General features: G+C 65.4%; 15 protein-coding genes. 11 read left to right on the top strand and 4 right to left on the bottom strand.

Annotated features, from left to right (window positions below):
* The first annotated feature begins 989 nt into the window (after window positions 1-989).
* Both HD592_RS00570 and HD592_RS00565 read left to right on the top strand, forming a co-directional pair.
* A complete protein-coding gene (locus HD592_RS00570; protein ID WP_184451268.1) occupies window positions 990-2,432 on the top strand; it encodes a ParB/RepB/Spo0J family partition protein in 1,443 nt (480 codons plus the stop codon).
* Window positions 2,433-2,583: 151 nt separating this feature from the next.
* Window positions 2,584-3,213 carry an HAD family hydrolase gene (locus tag HD592_RS00565; protein ID WP_184451267.1) on the top strand — a complete coding sequence of 210 codons (630 nt, stop codon included), beginning with the start codon at window positions 2,584-2,586 and terminating at the stop codon, window positions 3,211-3,213.
* A gap of 310 nt (window positions 3,214-3,523) precedes the next feature.
* Here HD592_RS00565 and HD592_RS00560 read toward each other — a convergent pair whose 3' ends face one another.
* Both HD592_RS00560 and HD592_RS00555 read right to left on the bottom strand, forming a co-directional pair.
* Window positions 3,524-4,519: a D-alanine--D-alanine ligase gene (locus tag HD592_RS00560; protein WP_184451266.1), complete on the bottom strand. Its 996-nt coding sequence runs from the start codon at window positions 4,517-4,519 to the stop codon at window positions 3,524-3,526.
* 79 nt (window positions 4,520-4,598) lie between these two features.
* Window positions 4,599-5,930, bottom strand: coding sequence for an aminotransferase-like domain-containing protein (locus HD592_RS00555; protein ID WP_184451265.1), 1,332 nt, complete (start codon window positions 5,928-5,930; stop codon window positions 4,599-4,601).
* Window positions 5,931-6,450: 520 nt separating this feature from the next.
* On the opposite strand from HD592_RS00555, the gene HD592_RS00550 reads away from it, so the two are divergent.
* Together HD592_RS00550 and HD592_RS00545 are read left to right on the top strand one after the other, a co-directional pair.
* Window positions 6,451-7,074: a 3'-5' exonuclease gene (locus tag HD592_RS00550; protein WP_184451264.1), complete on the top strand. Its 624-nt coding sequence runs from the start codon at window positions 6,451-6,453 to the stop codon at window positions 7,072-7,074.
* 138 nt (window positions 7,075-7,212) lie between these two features.
* Entirely contained in the window at window positions 7,213-8,571 is a 1,359-nt protein-coding gene (locus HD592_RS00545) for a Fic family protein (protein WP_184451263.1), read from the top strand.
* A 90-nt stretch (window positions 8,572-8,661) separates the two neighbouring features.
* On the opposite strand, the gene HD592_RS12315 is transcribed toward HD592_RS00545, so the two are convergent.
* The gene (locus HD592_RS12315; RefSeq protein WP_281398981.1) at window positions 8,662-8,793 is read right to left on the bottom strand and encodes a hypothetical protein; all 132 of its coding nucleotides are present in this window, start codon (window positions 8,791-8,793) and stop codon (window positions 8,662-8,664) included.
* Window positions 8,794-8,795: 2 nt separating this feature from the next.
* Here HD592_RS12315 and rbsK point away from each other — a divergent pair, with 2 nt between their 5' ends.
* The 6 genes from rbsK (at window position 8,796) to HD592_RS00515 (ending at window position 15,253) form a co-directional block, all read left to right on the top strand.
* Window positions 8,796-9,752 carry a ribokinase gene (gene rbsK / locus HD592_RS00540; protein WP_184451262.1) on the top strand — a complete coding sequence of 319 codons (957 nt, stop codon included), beginning with the start codon at window positions 8,796-8,798 and terminating at the stop codon, window positions 9,750-9,752.
* A gap of 210 nt (window positions 9,753-9,962) precedes the next feature.
* Window positions 9,963-11,006: an autoinducer 2 ABC transporter substrate-binding protein gene (locus tag HD592_RS00535; RefSeq protein ID WP_184451261.1), complete on the top strand. Its 1,044-nt coding sequence runs from the start codon at window positions 9,963-9,965 to the stop codon at window positions 11,004-11,006.
* A gap of 102 nt (window positions 11,007-11,108) precedes the next feature.
* A complete protein-coding gene (locus HD592_RS00530; RefSeq protein WP_184451260.1) occupies window positions 11,109-12,620 on the top strand; it encodes a sugar ABC transporter ATP-binding protein in 1,512 nt (503 codons plus the stop codon).
* 1 nt (window position 12,621) lies between these two features.
* Complete coding sequence (locus HD592_RS00525; RefSeq protein ID WP_184451259.1) at window positions 12,622-13,629, top strand: ABC transporter permease; 1,008 nt, start codon at window positions 12,622-12,624, stop codon at window positions 13,627-13,629.
* 14 nt (window positions 13,630-13,643) lie between these two features.
* The gene (locus HD592_RS00520; protein ID WP_184451258.1) at window positions 13,644-14,690 is read left to right on the top strand and encodes an ABC transporter permease; all 1,047 of its coding nucleotides are present in this window, start codon (window positions 13,644-13,646) and stop codon (window positions 14,688-14,690) included.
* Window positions 14,690-15,253: an RpiB/LacA/LacB family sugar-phosphate isomerase gene (locus HD592_RS00515; protein WP_184451257.1), complete on the top strand. Its 564-nt coding sequence runs from the start codon at window positions 14,690-14,692 to the stop codon at window positions 15,251-15,253. Before HD592_RS00520 ends, HD592_RS00515 begins: the two co-directional genes overlap by 1 nt.
* A 65-nt stretch (window positions 15,254-15,318) precedes the next feature.
* Here HD592_RS00515 and HD592_RS00510 read toward each other — a convergent pair whose 3' ends face one another.
* Window positions 15,319-16,350: a LacI family DNA-binding transcriptional regulator gene (locus HD592_RS00510; RefSeq protein ID WP_184451256.1), complete on the bottom strand. Its 1,032-nt coding sequence runs from the start codon at window positions 16,348-16,350 to the stop codon at window positions 15,319-15,321.
* A gap of 148 nt (window positions 16,351-16,498) precedes the next feature.
* On the opposite strand from HD592_RS00510, the gene HD592_RS00505 reads away from it, so the two are divergent.
* Window positions 16,499-19,984: a glycosyl hydrolase family 95 catalytic domain-containing protein gene (locus HD592_RS00505; protein ID WP_184451255.1), complete on the top strand. Its 3,486-nt coding sequence runs from the start codon at window positions 16,499-16,501 to the stop codon at window positions 19,982-19,984.
* Window positions 19,985-19,996: the final 12 nt, after the last annotated feature.

Below are 19,996 nucleotides of genomic sequence, written 5' to 3'. Positions count from 1 at the left end.
GCTCGGCGGATCTGATGCTCGATGAAGTCCGACCCGATGGACTTCGATGTTTCACGTGAAACATGGTCTGCTCATCAGTGAAGACCTGAGGAGAAAGCAGCTTGACGCATCTCCTCCCGATGTGGCCCGGGCGGACCGCGACAGTTCGATCGCCGCACTCAGGCCATTCGGCCTCCTCACGATGTGGCCGAGCAGACCGAGATGGCACGGCGCATCAGGGCATCCTTCAGTCGTCTAAGTCTCGACTTGTCTTGTTCACTCTTGAATCTGACTCGTGCATCGCGTAGGGCCTCTGTCCCCATCTTGGGCCCAGGTCCAGGTCCTTCTACTCCGCTTCTCGTGTCCACGAACTTCCAGGAGAAGTGTTCCGCAGTCCTCAGGCACTTCCATGTGTTCGGGCCAGATCCGAGTCGCAGGGCGGGTTGGACGGGGGCAGGTCGGAGTCCGGGGGCAGGCTGGATGGGGCAGGTGGGAGTCCCACTCTGCGTAGGTATCTCGTGTGCATTCCGGTGCCTCTCGGTTCTCCTCGGCGGGTGTCTCAGCTGCATGTTTCGGGGGCCTTCTTCGGTCCAGAGCGACAATGCCACGAGAGTGCGCGTCGTTCCACCTGCGTAGCTTTGCACCATAGAAGCTCAGGCCTGGAGCGCCGGGATACCCTGTCCATCTGTCGTCCCCCTGTCCGAATCATCACCCAGATATCAATCGCTCCATCTTCTTCTGGATTCAGCTGTTCATCGCACTGTCCGCAGTCCTCTTCCCATCCGATAGACGGGCCGTCCTCAAGGTCCGCCTCGTCATCTGGCAGTGCTCGACTCTCGAATCTTCTCCTCAGATTGAACTTTTGAGAAGCGGAATCGAGCTGCACTCCCCGCCGCACCCGCTCCCGACTTCGAACATCTGACATGCATCGGTCATGCACAGGCGGCCTGCGCGGGATGCCGTGAGACTGTTTCACGTGAAACAATGGGGCGACATTGATGGAGGTCATTATGGTGAACGAGAAGAGCAATCGCGCTGGTTCCGGAAGAGCTGCTACGAAACACGCAGCTTTGGGCAGGGGTCTTGGCGCGTTGATTCCTTCACAGGTGACCAATGATGACGACTCTGTTGCAGCATCGGGATCAGTGGATCCCCTCGACGTTCTCTTTCCCGGCCGACCTTCGGGCGCGCGCTCGCGAGCGCGAGGCGGCTCCGCGAAGGACTTGCTCATTCCCAAGTCTTCAAGCGCGTCGAAAGCTCGAAAGTCTGGCAAGTCGCCGAGCATCACTCCTTCCGAGGCGAAGAGCACGAATGCTCGAGGAACGGACGGGAAGGATGCTTCATCTGCTTCTTCGTCGGTTGATGAGCAAGTGAGGCATGGAAGAAGGAAGGGGTCGCAGGCCCGCTCCTCTTCGGCGAGTCCTGCGGATCGCAAGCTGGAGTCTTCGTCCGAATCGGGGACGACAACGGCTGCACTTGCTGACTCGCACAAGCCCAGCGCGCGTCTCTCACCGTCATCGAATGAAGTCGCTCAGAACAACGGCGAGCACGCGGGTCCCGATGCCGATGTTTCACGTGAAACATCGCAGGATCTTCTGCCCGTTCCGGGTGCGACCTTCGCGGATATTCCGATCGACTACATCGTCCCGAATGCGCGGCAGCCGCGCGAGGTCTTCGATGAAGACGATCTTGCAGAGCTGCGTGACTCGATCCGCGAAGTAGGGGTGCTTCAACCGATCGTCGTACGACCGATCGATTTCGATGCCGAGCATTCTCCGCGCCTCGTGGAATACATGGACGAGAAGCCGAGCGCGCGCTTCGAACTCATCATGGGCGAACGGCGCCTTCGCGCATCGGAGCTGGCCGGCCTCGAGAGCGTTCCGGCGATCATTCGGCAGACCGAGGACGAGGATCTGCTTCGCGATGCGCTGCTGGAGAACCTTCATCGCGCGCAACTCAACCCGCTCGAGGAGGCCTCCGCATACCAGCAGCTCATGGCTGATTTCGGTGCAACGCAAGAGCAGCTCGCGAAGAGGATTGCGCGCTCGCGTCCGCAGATCGCGAATACGCTGCGCCTGCTCAAGCTTCCGCCCGCAGTCCAGAAGAAGGTTGCGGCTCAGGTGATCTCCGCCGGCCACGCGAGGGCCTTGCTGTCCTTGGGGACGGCTCAGGAGATGGAGATGCTCGCCGAACGGATCGTCGCCGAAGGCCTCTCGGTGCGCACGACCGAAGAACTCGTGCGCCTCGGTCGAGTGAAGTCCGTTTCGAGAACGCGCACACCTCGCGTCCCGGTCGTCTCACCGCTCGGCGAATCAGTGGTCTCCGCATTGGAGAATCTGTATGAGACGCGAGTGACGATCACCGAAGGTGCGAAGAAGGGGAAGATCGTCATCGAGTTCGCCGGCCAGGAGGACCTCGAGCGAATCAAGGATCTCATCACGCGCCAAGGCTGAAACACCCGAAATCGTTTCCATCAACGACGGGGAAAGAACCGGGTCCGGCATGGGCGTTTCGTCCCCGTGCAATAGGCCACTAAAGTGGTCCGACCTACTGGGACGAAGGAGAATGGTCTCAATCCCGGAGTTCGAAGAGGAGGGTGGCGCGATGGTAGCCGAACCGTTGGCACGGCCTGTTCTCTTCGACGTGGGCGGCGTCCTCGTCAATTCGCACCCCGACCCCGCCTACATCGCAGAACTCATCGGCGACGGCTCGTCCGAACTGGTCTCCCTCGTGGATCAGGCGATGTGGGCGAACCGCGATGCTTATGACGCGGGAGCGAGCGACCGGGACTTCTGGGACAGGGTCTCGGGGGACTGTGGTCAACCCCAGGTCAGCGATGACGTGCTGGCCAAGCTCGTCGAACATGACTCCATGCGGATGCACGATGCCGATCCTGAAGCTGTAGCGCTCATCGACGAGCTCGCTCAAGCCGGTGCGCGCCTGGGGATCCTCTCAAACGCGCCCCGGCCCATCGCCGATCAGATCCGACGCGCCTCATGGGCGAAGGCCTTCACCAGTTTCGTCTTCTCCTGCGATGCGGGCTCATGCAAGCCGCATCGTCAGATCTACCGCGAGTCCCTTGAAGCATTCGAGGTCGATCCGGCCGATGCGATCTTCTTCGACGACAGGAAGAAGAACATCCGAGCAGCCCAGCTCCTCGGCATTCACGGCATCTTGTGGACCGGCGCCGCCCAGGCGCGCGAGGACTTGAAAGAGCTCGGCATCCTGGCCTGAATAGGGGTTCGTGAGCTTTCCTCTCCCCATCGCCTCTCCGGGAGTACCACCTCTCCGGAGGCTCCGCCTTCTCATGCGCTCCGAGAGCACCTTCATCGTCGACTGCTCTTCAGCACGGAGCCGGCCGTTAGCACGGTCCTGCCGAGCCATCGAGGGGTGCTGCCCGCACCTGAGGAGAACCGCCCGCGTCCAAGGGGCGCCGCCCGCGCCTGAGGGGCATTGCCTGCTGCACCTGAGGAGAAGCGCCCGCACCGGCGGAGAAACAGAACGGGGTCCTCCCCGAAGGGAGGACCCCGCACTCGAAGAACACTCAGGCGTCGTCGCCCTCGTCCAGCCGATCCCCGTCAAGCGGATCCTCATCAACCGGCCGTCCCGCGGCGACGAAATCCACGATGCGGCAGCACAGGCGGGCGAAGGACTCCGAAGCCTCGGCGGCCTGCGGAAGCAGGGAGGTGTCGGTCATGCCCGGCATGACGTTCGCATCGATGAACCAGCACTCGCCCTCGGCGTCCACCACGAAGTCCATGCGTGACAGGTCGCGCAGGCCGAGAATCGTGTGAGCCTCGATCGCCGCCTGGCGCAGCGCATCGAGCTGCTCCTCGCAGAGGCGCGCGGGCACGAAGTACTCGGTCGCATCAGTCGTATAGCGCGCAGCGTAGTCGTAGCGCCCCCCATCCGTCGCGATCTCAACCGGAGGAAGGGCCACGGGGCCGTCCTCGAGGTCGATCACCGAGACCGCGATGTCGCGCCCCTCGATGAACTGCTCGATCATGATGTGCTCGCCATAGGCGAAGGCGTCGACCATGGCCGAGCGCAGCTCAGTCGCATCGGCGACGGTCGACAGGCCGAGGGCGGAACCGCCGTCCGTCGGCTTGATGACGACGGGGAAGACGGTCCGAGACTCGATGGCGTCGAGCACCGGAGCGGCTCCGAGCTGACGGAAGAGCACCTGAGGGAGCGCCGCCCATCCGGGGGTGGCCAGACCCGCGGCGCCGATGAGGGCCTTCGCAGTCGGCTTGTTGGAGGCGAGCTTGGCCTGGACCGAGCTGGAACCGACGAAGGGGATGTCCAGGGCCTCCAGGAGGGTCTGAAGAGAGCCGTCCTCGCCGATCGAGCCGTGGACGAGCGGCCAGATCACATCGGGGGAGAAGGACTCGATAGTGGCGGTGAGCTGCTGGTCGAGGTCGGCGAGGCGGACTTCGTAGCCGGCCTGGACGAGGGCGTTGGCCACCCGACGACCCGAACGGACGGAGACGTCGCGCTCGTGGGTGAGACCGCCGGCGATAATGAGGACCTTCGATTTCACGGGTTTCTCCTTGTTCCCTCAGCGGGCGGGTGCCCGGCGAGGCGATTCGAATCGGCCTTGGATGAGCGTCGGATAGGGGTCACAGAGCGTTCGGAGCCGGCGCGATGCCCGGTCCGACCTCGTCGATGTCGTGCTTGTGGAAGCCTGCGCCGAACATGTCGACGAGTTCCTTCTCCGCGTTGACGACGGTGGACAGGCGACGAATGCCCTCACGGATCCGTTCGGGGGTCGGATAGCAGAAGGACAGGCGCATATGATCCCCGCCCTGCCCGTCGTAGAAGAAAGCGGTGCCGGCGACGTAGGCGACCTGGGCGCGGACTGCGCGCGGGAGCATCGACTTCGCATCGAGGCCCTCGGGAAGCGTCACCCAGGTGTAGAAACCCCCGTCGGGCGTCGTCCAGGTGCAATCCGGCATGTACTCCTCGAGGGCGCCGAGCATCGCCTGAGCGCGTTCGGCGTACATGGCGCGGAAGGCCTTGACCTGCGAATACCAGTCGTAATCCGTGAGGTATCCGGCGATCGCCATCTGGCCGACCATCGAGGGCGAGAGGATCGCCGATTCGGAGGCGAGGACGAGCTTGTCGCGAATCGCGTGGGGCGCGTAGGCCCAGCCGATGCGGAATCCCGGGGCGAACATCTTCGAGAAGGAGCCGAGGTAGACGACGCCCTCGGGCGAGAAGGACTTGATCGCCGGCAGAGGATCCGAATGGAATCCGAGAAGGCCGTAGGGGTTGTCCTCGAGGATGAGGAGGTGCTCGCGCATGCAGATCTCGGCGATGAGGGGGCGTCGCTCGAGTGAGAGGGTCACGCCCGCCGGGTTGTGGAAGTTCGGGATCGTGTAGAGCATCTTGATGGTCCGGCCGGAGGCGCGGACGTCCTTGATGGTCTGTTCGAGAGCCTCGGGGATGAGTCCGTTCTCGTCCATGGGAACGTGGACGACATCGGCCTGTCGGGCGCGGAAGACTCCGAGGGCGCCCACGTACGAGGGCGCTTCTGCGAGGATGACGTCGCCCGGGTCGACGAAGAGCTCGGTCATGAGGTCGAGGGCCTGCTGCGAACCCGTCGTGATGACCACGTCGTCGGGATCGGCGCCGACGATGCCGTCGTAGCTCATGACCTCGGTGATGCGTTCGCGCAAGACCTCCCAGCCCTGGCCCGAGCCGTACTGCATGGCCTGGGCACCATCGGTCGCGATGAGCTTCTTCGCGGACTCGGCCAGACGATCGAGGGGCAGGTCCTTGAGGTTCGGCATCCCCCCTGCGAGGGAGACCACCTCGGGACGCGAGACGACGGAGAACAGCGCGCGAATCTCGGAGGCCCGCAGGTTGTGAGCTCGTTCGGCGTAGGCGTTGAACCACGGGTCGAGTCGATTTCCCTGCTGATTGCCGTCCGGATTCGCTGAAGTGCTCACTGGACCTTCCTCTACTCGTCATGCTCTGCCGGGGTGGCAGAGTCTTCGTGTTCGCCGGGAGGGCGGCCGCCGAGGACGGGCCCCGACGCGGATGCGCGATGCGGGCGACACTCAGCCTAAGTGTGCCACCACTCACGCTGAAGAGCCGCATCGCTTCGCGCCGGGTGCGGATTGCGGGCAGCGCATCCGCGCGCGGCCCCGGAATCCCGGGGACCGGGGCGACAAGCTGAAATACCCGTGGGGCGGGGAGCACCTCCGGCCCGCCATCCAGGGGACCGGGGCGACAAGTCGGACGCTGACAGTCCGGTTTTGAAAGAGGGATCATGCTGACCTGGGCTTATGTTCGCAAGATGCCTCACCTGCGTCCGACTTGTCGCCGCCTCCGCACTGCATTCGAAGCTCCCAGGGTGGAATGATGAGTGGATGGTGCCCTCAGAAGAACGCTGAGGGGCCTGCTGAGCGGATGAATCCGCTGATCCGGCGCGGCCGGGTGCGCGGGCGGCGGGGAAGAGGAGAGACGATGAGCAGTGCGGGTGGGTTCGGGTCGAGCGGCCGCTGCGCCGATTCGCGTCCCCTTCGCCGGGGCGCCTCGCCCTCGTCCCTCATCCCGGACGGACCCGACCTCCTTGCGAGCGAGTTCGTCGCCGTCGACTTCGAGACCGCCAACCGGAAGGGCGGGGTCTCGGCCTGCCAGATCGCCCTGGTGAAAGTGGAGGAGGGGAGGATCGTCGACCGGGCCGCGACGCTCATCAAACCGCCTCCGGGATGGGATCGCTTCGAGTTCACCTACCTGCACGGCATCGGACCGGCGCATGTCCGCGAGGCGCCGATGTGGTCGGAGATCGCGCCGAGGATCGCGGACTTCGTCGGCGACGCACCCGTGTGGGCGCACAACTCCTCGTTCGATTCCAGGGTCTGGGCCGATCTCGACGGGCACTTCGGCACGCGCACGCATCCCTCGCGCTTCTACTGCTCCTACAGGACCGCGCGCAGGATCCTGCCGGGGCTCGAGAATTACAAGCTTCCCACGGTGACGAGGGCGTGCGCGCCCGAATTCCGCCTCGACCACCACCGCGCCGACTCCGACGCGGAGGCTTGCGCGCTCATTGTCGCCGCATTGCAGCACATGACCGCTGCCAACTGAGCGGCCGCCGCGAAGGGCTGAATGTTGCGTCAGTCCGACGGATGCCGAGCATGAGGAATCCCGTAATCGGAGAGCTGCTAGCAACTGCTAATTTGGGCTAAATTAGCAGTTGCTAGCAGTTGAGGAGGTGCGCGATCGATGAAGACACCAGTGCCGCCGCCCGCGCCTTTGGGCGTACTCAAACGGCGATTCCTCATGTCCGAAGCGAGTCCACAACGGATGCTCGACCTGGTCACGCTTCCCGAACTCGCCAGGGATCGCGAATACCACCCGTGGGAGTGGTTCTTCCGGCATGAGCCGCCAAGCGGCTTCACGCGGGAGGAGTGGTGGACCGCGGTCCGTTGGAAGCGGGAAGAAACTGCACGGCCGCTTCCGCTGCGCCTTACGGGCGGAACCCCGCTCTCCTTCAACCTCCCCGATCCGCTCCTCGAACTCCTCGAGGAGATCACCGCGCGCACGAAGGGGCAGATCGAACTCCCCGAGCCGGTGATGAATCCGACCACGCGGAACCGTTACCTCGTGAGCTCGCTCATGGAGGAGGCCGTCACCTCGTCGCAGCTCGAAGGCGCATCGACCTCCCGCGTCGTCGCCAAAAGGATGCTGCGCGAGGGCAGGACCCCGACGAATCGCTCTGAGCGGATGATCGTCAACAACTATCTCGCCATGCTAAGGATCATCGAGCTCAAGGATGAGCCCCTGAGTCCCGAACTCATCATGGAGATCCACCGGAGAGTCACCGAAGGAACCCTCGACGATCCTTCCGAGGCCGGATGCATGCAGGCTCCCGGCGAGGAGCGAGTGAGGATCTACGGCGACATCGCGAACGAGCAGGTGCTCCACGTCCCTCCGCCCGCCGAGGAACTCGAGGAGCGCATGAGCGCGCTCTGCGCCTTCGCCAACTCCGAAGGGAGTGCGGATACCGGCTACGTGCCACCCCTCATTCGCGCCATGGCGCTGCACTTCATGATGGGCTACGACCATTACTTCGCGGATGGGAACGGGCGCACCTCTCGGGCCGTTTTCTACTGGTCGATGCTCCACCAGGGGTTCTTCCTCGCGGAATTCCTCTCCCTCTCACGTCTCTTCCGCGCCGCCCCGGCGAAGTACGCGAGAACGTTCCTCCTCACCGAGCAGGACGAGGGCGACCTCACGCACTTCCTCCTCGAGCACGCGCGATTCCTCATGCGCGCGATCGAAGAGCTCGACACCTATCTCGCCTTGAAGACGCGGAGCCTGACAGCCCTCGGCCGTGCGCTTCGCGCAACGGATCTCAACCATCGCCAGATCGCCGTCCTCGAATCGTTCATGCGGGATCCCGGGGGCTGCGTGACGGTCGCGCAGCACAGCGCGACCCACGGGGTCGTCAAGCAGACCGCGCGCACCGACCTTCAGGGCCTCGAGTCGTGCGGCTTCCTCCTGAGCGCTCGGCGGGGGCGGGGCATCACGTGGTTCCCGGTCGACGACCTCGCGGATCGGATCGAGGGGCGGTCGATGTAGGGGGCGAAGGCCGACGGGGCTGAGGCGCGACGGCCGGGCGCGCTCATGAAGGAGCGTGCTGGAAGGGCTGACAGAGTGCAATCGTTTGCGTTACGATCGTCGCGCGGTGCCCGTCGGCGAAGGGCCGACGAGGGGCACGGCGAGGTGCGAAGCGCGGGCGAGGAAGCCCGACTGCGAGACCGTCCTCGTGCGGCGCCCGCGCATCGCTTCGAGAAGGGACAATCATGAGCATCGCCGTCATCGGCTCGAACAACACCGACCTCATCACCTACATCACGCGCATGCCGGTCGAGGGGGAAACGATCGAAGCGCCCGACTTCGAGATCGGCTTCGGCGGGAAAGGCTCGAACCAGGCGGTCGCCGCGGCGCGCCTGGGCACCGAAGTCGTCATGGTGACCTGCGTGGGCGACGACTCCTTCGGCCAGGCCTACATCGAGAACTACAGGGCGAACGGCATCGACACCGCTTACGTCAAACAGGTGCCGGGCACGTCCGGAGTCGCGCCGATCTTCGTCGATCCCGAGTCGCATAATCGCATCATCATCGTCAAGGGCGCGAACAACGGCCTTTCGCCCGAGGACGTTGAGGCGGCGGCCGAGGCCGTCGCCTCGACCTCGTTGATCGTGTGCCAGCTGGAGATCCGTCTGGAGACCGTCGCTGCGGCGATCGGGCTGGGGGAGCGGCTGGGCGTGCCCGTGCTGCTCAATCCGGCGCCCGCTTCGAGGGAGCTCGATCTTGAACTCGCCGCGAAATGCACCTACGTCATGCCCAATGAGACCGAGCTCGAGCTGCTCACGGGCATGCCGACCTCGACTGACGAGGAGGTGCGGGCGGCGGCGCATCGCCTGCTGGAGTCGGGCTGCCCGAATGTGATCGTGACGCTCGGGGCGCGCGGGGTCCTGTGGCTCAGCGCCGAGGGCGACGATGTCCGACTCGATCAGTTCCCGGCTCGGGCCGTCGACACCACGGGTGCGGGCGATGCCTTCATCGGCTGCTTCGCGCATTGCCTGTCGGAGGGCTTCGAGGTCGGCGAGGGGCTGCGGCTCGCGAACGCCTACGCCGCCCGTTCGGTGACGGCTCGGGGGACTCAGAAGTCCTATCCGGGCGCCGCCGAATTCCGCGCCTGGCTCCTCGAACGGGACGCGGCGCTCGCTGAATCCGCGATGAAACGCGATTGGTAACGATTGCACAACGAAGGGCGCGGACGCTCGACATGAAGTGACGCGCGTCCTAATCTCATCTGTGTTCGTGAAACCGAAACGTGAGTTCCCGCTCAGGAATCGGTCTTCCGCTTCCTTAGGGGACTGAGGAGTCCCCTAAGGAGCGATCGCGTTCTCATCCGAGAGCGCGCGAGCCTCATCAATGTCGATGTGAAAACACAAGGAGTCATCATGAAGCCCCGCTTCGCGGCCGCAAGTGCAATCGTTTTCGCTTCCGCTCTGGCGCTGACCGCCTGCTCCGGCGGCAGCGCCTCGAGCGACACCGCCTCATCGGGCGCCGCCGGCTCGTCCTCGAAGGACTACACCATCGCGATCGTCCCGAAGGACGCCACCAACCCCTGGTTCGTCCGCATGGAGACCGGCGTCCAGAAGTACGCCGAAGAAACCGGACTCAATGTCTTCCAGAAGGGCCCCGCCGAGACCGACGCGACCATGCAGGCCCAGGTCATCCAGGACCTCATCGCACAGGGCGTCGACGCGATCGGCGTCGTCCCCGTCGACCCGGGCGCCATCGAGCCCGTCCTCAAGGAGGCCATGGACGCCGGCATCGTCGTCGTCACCCACGAGGGCGCCTCGCAGGAGAACACGATGTACGACATCGAAGCCTTCAACAACGCCAAGTACGGCGCCTTCATCATGGACAACCTCGCCGCCGCCATGGGCGAGAAGGGCACGTACACGACGATGGTCGGCCACGTCACCAACGCCTCCCACAACGAATGGGCCGACGGCGCCGTCGCCCGCCAGAAGGAGGCCTACCCGAACATGACCCTCCTCGAGGCCGAGCCCCGCGTCGAATCCCAGGACAACGGCGAAACCGCCTACCAGGTCGCCAAGGAGGTCCTCAAGAAGTACCCCGAGGTCACCGGCATCCTCGGCACCTCCTCCTTCGACGCCCCCGGCGTCGCCCGCGCGATCGACGAACTCGGCCTCCAGGGCAAGGTCTTCACCGCCGGCACCGGCATGCCCGAAGCCAACAAGGAGATCCTCGACAAGGGCCTCGTCGCGGCCCTGACCCTGTGGGATCCGGCCGATGCGGGCTACGCGATGGCCTCGCTCGCCACCAAGATCCTCAACGGCGAGAAGATCGAAGACGGCATCGACCTCGGCCCCAAGGGCTACGTCATGCACTTCGCCGAGGGCTCCAAGAAGGTCCTCGAGGGCGACGGCTGGATCCAGATCACCAAGGAGAACGTCTCGAGCTTCGGCTTCTGACGAACCACCGGGGGCGCCGGCCCGCTCCGGCGCCCCCGGGCATTGCGCGTATCGGGTCGCGCCCTCGTGCGAGGGCGCACTGCGGCTTGGAAGGAATCGGGAATGGAATCCCCCCTCATCTCAGTGAAGAACGTCTCGAAGACGTTCGCGGGCGTGCACGCGCTCAAGAACATCGATCTCGACATCGCGCCCGGCGAGATCCACTGCCTCGCGGGCGAGAACGGCTCGGGCAAGTCGACCCTCATCAAAGTGATCTCCGGAGTCCACGAAGCCGACTCCGGAGTCATCGAGATCAACGGGCGCGCATGGACGAAACTGACGCCCCTGGATGCGATCGGCGCCGGCATCCAGGTGATCTACCAGGACTTCTCCGTCTTCCCGAACCTCACGGTCATGGAGAATCTCGCCCTCACGACCGAAGTCGCCGCCGGCCGCAAACTCGTCAACTGGAAGAGATTCCGGGCGATCGCCGAAGAAGCCGTTGCGAAGATCGGATTCGCCGTCGACCTGGACGCCAAGGTCGGCGACCTGTCAGTGGCCGACAAGCAACTCGTCGCCATCTGCCGCGCCCTCATGTCCGACGCGAAACTCATCGTGATGGACGAACCGACCACGGCCCTCACCAAGCACGAGGTCGACGCCCTCTTCTCCATCATCAGCGACCTCAAAGCCCGCGGGATCGCCATCCTCTTCGTCTCCCACAAGCTCGAAGAGGTCTTCGAGATCTCCGAGCGCTTCACGATCCTGCGCTCCGGCGAGAAGGTCATCACCTGCGACCGCGACGAACTCGATCGCCACAAGTTCGCCAAGTACATGACGGGCAAGGAATTCGACGAGACCCGCTTCGAGGCGGACCGCGTCACCGACGAGCCCGTCCTCGAAGTGAAGAACCTCTCCGCCCAAGGCGCATTCGAGGACGTCTCCTTCTCCCTCAAGGGCGGCGAGATCCTCGGCATCACGGGCCTACTCGGCTCCGGCCGCACCGAACTCGCCCTCGCGCTCTTCGGATCCCTCCCGACGTCCTCGGGAACGATCGCGGTCAACGGCGCGAACGTCACCCTCTCATCCGTTCAGGACGCCATCAAGGCCGGAATCGCCCTCGTCCCCGAGGACCGCCTCACCGAAGGGCTCTTCCTCACCCGATCCATCGGCGAGAACATTGTCATCTCCGAGCTCGACTCCTTCGCGGGGGCCCTCGGCGTCCTCGACAAGAAGAGGATCGAAGAGGAAGAAGCGCGCTGGGTCCGCGAACTCGAAGTCGCCACCCCGAACCACGAGAACGCCGTCAACACCCTCTCGGGCGGCAACCAGCAGAAGGTGGTCCTCGCGAAATGGCTCGCGACCAAGCCGGACGTCCTCATCCTCAACGGCCCGACCGTCGGCGTGGACATCGGTTCCAAGTACACGATCCACTCGATCCTCCAACGCCTCGCCAAGGAGGGCATGGCGATCGTCATCATCTCCGACGACATCGCCGAAGTCCTCACGAACTGCTCATCGGTCCTCATCATGCGCGGCGGCCGGATCTGCGAATCGATCGACCCCGCGACCACGAGCGAAGCCGAGCTCGGCGAACTCGTCTCCCGCGACGCCGCACCGGAAGGAGCGAAGTGAAATGACCTCCATGAAAACGAAGATCCTGCGCGCCAATGAATTCTGGGTCCTCCTCGTCATCATCGTCCTCGCCCTCGTCATCCAGATGAGAAGCGGTCAGTTCTTCTCGGCGAACAACCTCGTCGACCTCGCCAACGCCATGGTCGTCCCCGGTCTCTTCGCCGTCGCCGCGCACCTCGTCCTCGTCTCGGGCGGGATCGACGTCTCCTTCCCCGCCCTCGCCTCGCTCGCGGTCTACGCGACGACGCGGATCCTCGTCGATCAGGGCTTCAACGGCCCGGTCATCGTGCCCTTCCTCCTCGCGATGCTCTTCGGCGCCCTCCTCGGAGCCTTCAACGGCCTCTTCACCTCGTGGCTCACGGTCCCGACGCTCATCATCACCCTGGGCACGGCGAACGTGTTCTCCGGATTCATGCAGGGCGCGCTCAACTCGGTGCAGATCCCGAACATCCCCCAGTCGATGAAGGACTTCGGGGCGTCATCCCTCTTCACCGTCACGAACCCCCAATCCGGTTTGAAGTCGCAGATGCCCGTGAGCTTCCTGATCTTCGTCGCCGTCCTCGCGATCGCCTTCTTCATCACCCGGTACACGATGTTCGGGCGGGGGATCTTCGCCCTCGGCGGCGACGAATCCGCCGCCGAACGCGCGGGGTTCAAAGTCCGTCGCACGAAGTTCTGGCTCTACGTCATCGTCGGCGTGATCGCCGCGCTCGCGGGCATGGTCCGCACCACCTCCATGGGCCAGATGCACCCGACGAACCTCCTGGGCATGGAGATGATGGTCATCGCCGCCGTCGTCCTCGGCGGCACGGCGATCACGGGCGGCACCGGCTCGCTCACGGGCGTCGTCCTGGGCACCCTCCTCATCGTCATCGTCCAGAACTCGATGATCCTCACCGGCATCCCGACCTTCTGGCAGGGCTTCGCCCTCGGCCTCCTCATCATCATCGGAACCGGCGTCTCCGCCGTCCAGGTGGCGAGGTCGCGGCGCCTGCGGGCAGCGGCGTGAATAGGAGAACACTCATGAGCACTTCAACCACTCCCGCGCGCAAGCGGATCTCGATGCCGTCCTTCCTCGCGAAGGACACGTACATGACGAGGCTCGTCCTCATCCTCGTCCTCCTGCTCATCTTCTTCGCGATCGTGCGACCGGGGCCCTTCTTCGCCCTGCGCACATGGCAGTCGATGGCGATCCAATTCCCCGAATTCGGCCTCATGGCCCTGGGGGTCATGCTCACGATGTTCACGGGCGGCATCGACCTGTCCGCGGTGTCCATCGCCAACGTGACCTCGATCTGCACGGCGCTGGTGCTGCGGGCGATGCTCACCGGGGACGCGAACGCATCCTCAATGGGCATGGCCGTCCTCATCGCAGTCGCCATCGCCCTCATCGTCGGATCCGTCTTCGGCGCATTCAACGGCTTCCTCGTGTCCGTGCTCAGGATCCCCCCGATCCTGGCGACCCTCGGAACGATGGAGCTCTTCGGCGGCATCGCGATCATCCTCACCGAAGGCAAGCCGGTCTCCGGCATTCCCGACGCCTACGGCGCGGTCTTCGCCGCGCGCCTCGGCTTCATCCCGATGCCGCTCATCATCTTCATCGTGTGCGCGACGATCGTCGGCCTCATCCTCACCCTCACCGGGTTCGGCACGAAGATCCTCCTCATCGGGGCGAACGAGACCGCCGCCCACTTCTCGGGTCTGAAGATCAGGAGCCTCCTCATGAGGACCTACATGCTCTCGGGGATCATGGGGGCGATGGCGGGCCTCGTGATGCTCGCGAACTACAACTCCGCGAAGGCCGACTACGGGGCGAGCTACACGCTGCTCACGGTCCTCATCGCCGTCCTCGGCGGCGTGAACCCCAACGGCGGCAAGGGGCGGATCGCCGGCGTCATCCTGGCGGTCGTCATGCTCCAGGTCCTCTCATCCGGCCTCAACATGTTCCCGAACATCTCCAACTTCTACCGAGCACTCATCTGGGGCGGCGTCCTCCTCGTCGTCATCTGCGCAAATGAAATGAAGGGCAGGAACCCGCTGGCGCGTTTCCTCCCGGGAAGGAAGAACTGATGAAAACAGTGAGGAGCAAGCACGTCGTCGTGGGCGCCGACTTCGCGGGATTCCCCCTCAAAGAGGCCGTGAAGGCCCACCTGCAAGAACGCGGGTGGACGGTCACCGACCTCACCCCGGACATCGAGGCCTCCCCGATGTACCACCGCGTCGGCTTCGCCCTCGGGGCGAAGATCGCCGAGGGCGAGTTCGAGAGGGCCCTCGCCTTCTGCGGAACGGGGATGGGGATCCACATCGCCGCGTCGAAGGTCCCGCACGTCCATGCGGCCGTGTGCGAGACGGTGCCGGCGGCGAAACGAGCCGCGGCGGCGAACAATGCGAACCTGCTGGCCATGGGGTCCTTCTACGTCGCGCCCCCGACGGCCATGGCGATGGCCGACGCCTTCCTCGAATCCGAGCTCGGCACGGGCTACGAGGACTGGGACGGCTTCTACGAGTACCACCGCATCGGCTACGACGAGTGCGAGAACTTCGATTACGAGGCCTACAAGGCGAACGGCTTCGAGGTGCCGAACCCGCAGTCGGCCGTCCTGGCGGCCCAGCCGAAGGGGCTCGCGTACTGAAGCCGAGCCCGATCCGCATGAGGAGGGGCGCCCCCGTTGATCCGGGGGCGCCCCTCCCCCGCGTCTCAGCCCCGCAATCCCCCGGTGGATTCGCGGACGATGAGCTCGCCCTTGACCGCGAACCTGTGCGCGCTCCCGCCCTCGTCCCCCTCGTCCGACAGGAGCAGCTCGACCCCCAGGCGCGCGATCTCCGCGAGCGGCTGGCGCAGCGTCGTCACCGAGGGGCGCATGAACTGCGCGAACTGGATGTCGTCGAATCCGGTGACCATGACGTCCTCGGGGATGCGCATGCCGCGGTGACGCAGTTCGGTGATCGCGCCGATGGCGAGGAGGTCGTTGAGGCAGACGACCGCATCCCAACGGCTCCCCCTGGTCAAGAGCGAGGCGATCGCCTCACGGGCCGACTCGACGGAGAAGGAGCACTCGACGACGTCGGACTCGCTCAGGCGCATCCCGAACTCATCGGCCGCCGCCCGGGCCTCGCGCACGCGGGTGACGGAGGACAGGTCGGAGCCGGTGTTGGAGAGCATCGCGATCCGTGAGGCGCCCAGGCTCTGAAGGTGGGCGAGGACCGTGCGGATGCCGTGACGGTCGTCCACGCCGACCATCGGCAGCTCCGGCAGCTGAACCGCCCGATCGAGCTGGACGGAGCGGACGAGGGACGAGGTCCGCTCGACCGCCGGCGTGGAGAAGGACTCGTGGCAGGGGATGATGATGAGCCCGTCGACCTGGCCGCTCTCGAATCCGCGGAGCTGGACGTCCTCCTTGCTCAGCGACATCTGCGAATCGGACAGGAGGAGCGCGAGCCCGCGTTCGGCGAGCCTGTGCTCGACTTGGACGACGAGTTCCATGAAGAAGGGGTTCGCGATCGAGGGGACGACCATCCCGATCTGCCCGGTCCGGGCCAGTCTGAGCGATCGGGCGACGGGATTCGCCTGGTACCCCAGGCGCCTCGCGACATCGCGGACATGATCGCGGGTCTGGGCGCTGATGAGCTCTGATCCGCGGCCGAGGGCGCGGGAGGCGGTGGAGACGGACACGCCTGCCACGCGCGCGACGTCGACGAGCCGCGGTCGGGGAGGTTCGGCGTTGCTCATGCTCCCAGCCTACTTTGAGCCTCGGGTCGAACCGGGGCGCTGGAGGAAAAGTGGAACGGGAAGAGGCCCCGTTTCCTTGCGCTGGAAGCCCGGTGACCGAATAATCCCTTAAGAAGCTCATTTGTGACTGACAACGGAGTTGGCGCGCATGAACGCTCGAAGGTCCTCGTTCCGTCTTCTCGCCGCGGGATCGGCTTGGATACTCGTCCTCGCCCTTCTCATCGCCGTCATGGGAGCGCCCGCCCGGGCTCTCGGGCAGGACGGCGAGGGCCTGAGGCTCGTCTACGCGCAGCCGGCGTCGAAGACGAAGATGATCCGCTTCGCGAGCGGCGGCCAGTGCGATGACCGCTGGCAGCAGACGACACTGCCGATCGGGAGCGGGGATCTCGGCGCCACCGTTTACGGCGAGGTCAACAGCGAGCAGCTGCTCATCAACGAGAAGACCCTGTGGACGGGCGGGCCGAATTCCACGGCCGACTACGCCGGGGGCAACTCGCCCGAGCACGGGAAGAACGGCGCGACGATCCGTCGTGTTCAGGAGTTGTTCGAACGGGGAGACGCGGCCGGCGCGCAGAACGTCGCCAAGAGGGATCTGATCGGGGGGCTCGACCGCGACCGGGAGTACGGGGGCTATCAGGCCTTCGGCGTTCTCAAGCTCGCGCAGTCGACCGGACGCAGGTACGGGGAGTACGAGCGCTCCCTCGATCTGCGGTCGGGAATCGCCCGCGTGGCCTTCACCTCCGGGGGAGCGGCGTACGAACGCGAGTACTTCGCATCCAACCCTTCGGGCGTGATCGCGGGACGCCTCAGCGCTCAGGGCGCAGGGGTCACCGTCGGCATCTCCCTTCCGACGCAGCAGGACGCGAAGCGCAATGGCGAGGTGACGCGCGTGACGGACGAGGGCATCGAGGTGTCGGGCGCCCTGTGGAACAACGGCCTGCAATACGCCGCCGATCTGCGCGTCATCGTTGAGGGCGGAAGCGTCGCCGTTGACGGGCGACGCTCGACTCTCAACGTGAAGGACGCCCGCTCGGTGACCTTCTTCCTCGCAGTGGCGACGGATTACGCGAACGACTATCCGGACTACCGGACGGGTGAATCCCGACAGGATCTCGAGGGCCGTGCGGCGGAGCGGGCCGAGGCGGCCGCGAAGGCGGGGTACGAGGACGTCAAGGCCCGTCACCTGGCGGATTTCCAACCCCTGATGGATCGGATGCGCCTGGATCTCGGAGGGGACTCCGGGGGCCTCGCCACGGATCAGCTGCTCGCGGGGTACAAGGCGGGATCGAATGCTCCGGCTCAGGATCGCTATCTCGAGACCCTCCTGCATCAGTACGGGCGCTATCTGCTGGCGTCGTCATCTCGGGAGGATTCGCGGCTCCCCGCGAATCTTCAGGGCGTCTGGGCGGCCTGTTCGGCCGATAGGGGCAAGGAGAATCCCTGGCGCTCCGACTACCACATGAATGTCAATCTCCAGATGAATTACTGGCCGGCGTATTCGGCGAATCTCGTGGAGACCTCCGAACCCCTGGTGTCCTACGTCAACGGGCTGGTGGAACCGGGGCGCAGGACCGCGCAGATCTACGCGGGCACCAGCGGCGAGCCGGGAACGGGCTTCTTGGCGCACACGGAGAACACCCCCTTCGGGTGGACGGCTCCTGGGCATGAGTTCACCTGGGGGTGGTCGCCCGCCGCCCTGCCCTGGATCCTTCAGAACGTGTACGAGCGATACGAATTCACGGGCTCTGGCGAGACGTTGAGCGCCGACATCTATCCCCTGCTGAAGGAGAGCGCGACGCTCTACACCGAACGCCTCCTTCATCCCTCCACCGATCCGTACGGCGTCACCAGGCTGGTATCCTCGCCGGCCTACTCGCCCGAGCACGGTCCGATCACGGACGGCAACACCTACGAGCAGTCCTTGATCTGGCAGCTGTTCCACGACGCGATCGAGGCGGCCGAGGCGCTCGGAGTGGATGCGCCCATCGTCGGGACCGACGAGGGCTGCGCGGCGCAGAACTGGAACAGGGACTGGTCGGCCGAGGGGGCCTTCGTCGATTCCCGTGCGAATCGGTCATGGCGTTGCGCCCTCGAACTCCTCGACCCGATCGCTATCGGCGACGACGGGCAGATCAAGGAGTGGTACCTCGAGGGCCGGATCGGCAAGGACTCGGCCGGCGGGGCGATCAGCGGTTTTCAGGGCCGGCATCGTCACATGTCGCATCTTCTGGGCCTCTATCCGGGCGACCTCATCACCTCCGATGATGCGGCGAGCATGAACGCGGCGGTCGTGTCGCTCGATGAACGCGGCGCGAAGGCGACGGGTTGGGGCATGGCCCAGCGGATCGGCGCATGGGCCCGCACGGGCTCGGGCGACAAGGCGCATGAGCTGATCGCCTCGCTGATGAAGAACGGGATGTATCCGAACCTCTTCGACGCGCATCCGCCGTTCCAGATCGACGGCAACTTCGGTTATGCCGCCGGCGTGAATGAGATGCTCCTGCAATCGAATGCGGCCTTCGTCGACGCCGAGGGCGCGGAGCACCGGAACTACATGCGAGTGCTGCCCGCCTTGCCCTCCGCGTGGGCCGAGGGCTCAGTGGCGGGAATCCGCGCGAGAGGGGGCTTCCTTCTCGACTTCGCATGGAGGAACGGCGAGCTCAACGCCCTGCAGGTGACCTCCGAAGCCGGGAATGAGGCCGCGCTCGCATTCAGCGGAGCAGCCGGGACCCGTGTCATCGACATGACGGACGACGGGGCGAGCGTTCCGGTCACTGCGCTGGACGACGACCGCATCTTCTTCCCCACGCAGGCCGGGCACGTATACGCGATCAAGGGCTTCAGCTCGATGAAGCTGAGCGCGAGCGCGAGTGCGCGGCTCGTCGACGCCTCCGGCTCCGTGGACGTGACGGTCTCCGTGGCGAACGAGGGCGCGAGCGCCCTCGCGAAGGTAGTCGTCGAGGCGGTGAGCGATGCCCCCGGGTGGGAGTTCGATGCGTCTTCGCGTGAGATCGGCGAGATCCCCGCAGGCGGAAGCGTCGACGTGCACTTCGAAGCGACTGCGGCGGCCGCGGGGCCCGCTGCCCTTCGCTTCTGGGCCCTCGCGGAGGATCAGCGGGCCGTCGCCCAGGTCGATGTGGAGGCGCTGTGCGGCAGGTCGGTGCTCCCGAGCGTGACGGCCGCATCCTCCGAGCACACGGCGATCGAGGATACGGGCAAGGAGCGCGCGGCCGATGGGGATCCCGCGACGATCTGGCATTCGCAGTGGAGCGCGAAGTACCCCCATTGGATCGAAGTTGAACTCCCGGAGGCGATGTCGGTGTGCGGGCTCGCGTACACGCCGCGCACAACCGGAGGGGCGGTCAACGGGCGCGTGCGCGAATACGAGATCAGGGTGTCCGAGGACGGCGTGAACTGGAGCGAGCCCGTGACTCGGGGCGAGTTCACTGCGGAGGGGATCGCGCAGATCGCGCCCATCGGCATCCGGGCGAGATACGTGAAGCTCATCGGGCTATCGGCGCACGCCCCGGGAACCGACAACATGTCGGTCGCCGAGCTCTCGCTGATCGTGACGGATTCAGATCGGCGGGGTGCGCTCGCGGTCGCTGAAGCCGAGCGCGACGTGGTGGAATAGGGGAGGACCGCT

Source organism: Schaalia hyovaginalis, assembly GCF_014208035.1.
Taxonomy (GTDB): domain Bacteria; phylum Actinomycetota; class Actinomycetes; order Actinomycetales; family Actinomycetaceae; genus Pauljensenia; species Pauljensenia hyovaginalis.
Note: the sequence above shows the minus strand (reverse complement) of the source record. Positions and strands in the feature narration are given on the sequence as shown.